General features: G+C 26.5%; 2 protein-coding genes. One reads left to right on the top strand and one right to left on the bottom strand.

Annotation, left to right across the window (positions count from 1 at the left end):
* Positions 1-119: 119 nt before the first annotated feature.
* Complete coding sequence (locus Q0V09_RS09515; protein ID WP_297488914.1) at positions 120-2,408, top strand: patatin-like phospholipase family protein; 2,289 nt, start codon at positions 120-122, stop codon at positions 2,406-2,408.
* Positions 2,409-2,417: 9 nt separating this feature from the next.
* Here Q0V09_RS09515 and Q0V09_RS09520 read toward each other — a convergent pair whose 3' ends face one another.
* A complete protein-coding gene (locus Q0V09_RS09520; RefSeq protein ID WP_297488917.1) occupies positions 2,418-3,260 on the bottom strand; it encodes a YjjW family glycine radical enzyme activase in 843 nt (280 codons plus the stop codon).
* Positions 3,261-3,330 lie beyond the last annotated feature (70 nt).

Here is a 3,330-nt window from a genome sequence, read left to right on the forward strand (position 1 = left end):
TCTTGCTTTAACTGGTTTAAGAATTTCAGGAATTAAAATTTTAGATTCTCAGTGTGTTTCTAAAACATTTCCTAATTTTTTTCAAGAGTTCTCTAAAATTTATCAGGAGGAAGTATAAAATGCTAAAAAAAATAGTATTTATTTTTATTAATTTTTTACTATTATCCTTTCCCTCTTTCTCCTATACAAAAGAGGATTATGAAATACAAGCGCTGCAACAGCAAATTGTTAATATACAAAAAAAAATAAAGACTCTTGAACAACAAAAAATTAACAAATTTAAAATCACAAAAAAAAGACCCAAAATTGGACTCGTTTTAAGTGGTGGTGGTGCTAAAGGATTTGCTCACATTGGCGTTTTAAAAGTCCTTGAAAAAAACAATATTAAAGTAGATTATATTACAGGATCAAGTATGGGAGCTTTAATTGGTTCTCTTTATTCAGCTGGATATTCTCCAGATCAAATAGAAAAACTTATGTTAGATATTAATTGGCAAGATGCTTTTAACGATAGGCCAAATGAAGAGGATATTCCTCTTGATCAAAGAGCAATTGTTAAAAATTATAATCTTTCATTAAAATATGACAACTCCTTTAATTTTGATCTTCCTAAAAGTTTAAGAAATACACAAAGAATATATCTAACTTTAAAAAATCTGCTTTGGAATGTAGAAAAAATTCATGATTTTGAAAAACTACCTATTCCTTTAGAGATTATAGCAACAGATTTAAATACAGGTAAAGCAAAAGCTTTTAAAAGTGGAGATTTAGCTAGAGTTGTTACTGCTAGTATATCAATCCCAACAGTTTTCGATCCTATTAAAATAAATAATAGCTATTATGTTGATGGATTACTATCTAGAAACTTTCCAGTACAGGATGCTTTTAAATTAGGAGCTGATATTGTTATTGGTGTTGATGTTGGAACTTCTGTTAGAAAAAGAAAAAATTATAACATTCTAAGCGTTGCTGATCAAATAATTGCTATTCAAAGTGCTTCATCAACAGAGAAGCAAAAAGATATGGCTACTATTTTAATTAGTCCTGATGTTAAAAAATTTAAAACAACAGATTTTGATAACTATAAAGAGATTGAAGAAATGGGAGAAATTGCTGCTGAAAAAGAGATTAAAAACATTTTATCTTTTCATCCAGAATTAGCTATTGAAAAAACAAAAAAAATTCATAAAAAGAATTTTGTATTAAAAAATCTATTAATTTATAATCATTCAAAAAATAAAAATCACAGGGAGATTATAAAATCAATTTTTTCTAATTATGAAAATAAAAGTATATCTCCAAATGAACTTGAAGAGTTAATCTTAAAAATATATAGTTTAAATTTTGTTAATAAAGTATATTATACTTTTGATAATAATACTCTAAATTTAGAGGTCGAAGAAAACCCCACAAACCTTCTTGGTCTTGGATTTAATTATGAAACTGATTATGGATCTACATTCTCCATTGGGAGTGATATTAGTTCCTCTGGTAAATTTGGAAATCTAGCAACAATTGAAGCTAGATTTGGAGATTATCTTGGTTTTGACTTACAAAACTTCTTTTATTATGGTTTGTCTAATAAAATTGGAATTCTAACTAGTTTAAGTTATGATGAAACTCCATTTTATTTATATTCTAATAAATCTAAAATAGGAGATTACAAAGCTAGTGATTTAAAATTAGAAACTGCTTTTTTAACTCAATACTCTAATATTTTTCTATTTTCATATGGAGCTTCCCTTAATTATGCTGAACTTGAATCAGAAGTAAAAAATCCACTTTTAGACTCTTCTATAGAGTACTCTAAAAGTTATGGTGATCTTTTCTTTAGAATAGATTGGGATAGAACTAATTCCTCTAATTTCCCTTCTAAAGGTTATAAAGGAACTATTTTACAACGTTGGGGTGGTGATTTAGGAGAGGATGATTTAAACTTCTTATCATCTAATTATATGGCTTCAGGTTATATTCCCTTTACAAGTAATTTAACTTTAATCACTAAAATTTTTGGTGGTAATGTTAGTGGAGAAGATGTTTTACCTGATAAGTATATAAAACTTGGTGGAATAAAAGATAACTTATCTGAAAATGAATTTTCTTTTAATGGATATTATCTTCAAGAGAAGTATTTATCATCTCTTTTTGGTGGCAGAATTGCATTTCAATATAAACTTATAGATAATCTATACTTAAATACAAGTTGGGATTTAGCAACATATAAATATGTTAATGAAAATGTTAATCAAGAAAATTCAGTTGAACTTTGGCAAGATTATCACCAAGGTTTTGGAATAGGATTAAATTATTCCAGTCTTATTGGTCCTCTTGAATTTTCCATTTCAAAAACTCATGAATCAAGTGATCTATTATTCCAATTTAAATTTGGTTTTGATTTTGATTATTAAAAAAATGCCCTAAATTACTAGGGCATTTTTTACATTTAAACTATTTGCTATTTCTTTCAATTCTTGAAGCCTTATGTCTGTCGGTATCTTTAAATCATTTTTCATACTTTCTCTAACACCAATAGATCTGTATTTTATAATTTTATATCTTATATCTGCATTGCTAATTATCTTAGAAACCTCTTTTACGGTTAACTCATTATTTAAGTACTTATCAACTATAACTGTCCTTACTTCATATAATTTTTTAATTAATAATAAATATTTTAGATTTTTTATTACATTTTTATTATCTACTCCAACTAAATCTAAATGTTCTTTTTCATCCCAAGCTTTCACATCTAGCATAAAACTATCAGTTATATTCACAAAGTCTTTATACTTTTCATCACTTAAATTTAAACTTCCATTAGTATCTACAAAACAAGTTAATTTTGGAAACTCTTCTTTTATTCTTTTAAAAAGTTCTGTTAAAAAAATATAATTTAAAGTGCTCTCTCCACCACTAACTGTAATTCCTTTTATAAAAGATTTCACTTTTCTAATCTCATTTAAAAGTTCTTCTACTGTTATATTCTTTACTTTTGGAGAAGAGTTATGGCTACATATTTCAGTACATCTATCACATTGAATACAATTTTTTTCAATCCATTTTATTTCATTTCCTACTTTTTCCAAAGCTTTACTTGGGCAAACTTCAACACATTTTCCACATCCAACACAAAGTGATATTGTTTCTGGATTATGACAATATTTACAATTAAAATTGCAGTTTTGAAAGAAAATTGCCATTCTATTTCCCGGTCCATCAACATTGGAAAATTTTATAATTTTATTTAAATATGTTTTCATTATTACTCACTTCTTAATTTTCTGTCTAATGCCTTAGAGTTGTCTCTTGCACCTTTTCCAAGAATTGTTG

Source organism: uncultured Cetobacterium sp., assembly GCF_947039425.1.
GTDB lineage: Bacteria > Fusobacteriota > Fusobacteriia > Fusobacteriales > Fusobacteriaceae > Cetobacterium_A.

Coding starts and splice junctions, on each gene's coding strand:
- Q0V09_RS09520 (WP_297488917.1), bottom strand. CDS start 3,260: ATGAAAACATATTTAAATAAAATTATAAAATTTTCCAATGTTGATGGA.
- Q0V09_RS09515 (WP_297488914.1), top strand. CDS start 120: ATGCTAAAAAAAATAGTATTTATTTTTATTAATTTTTTACTATTATCC.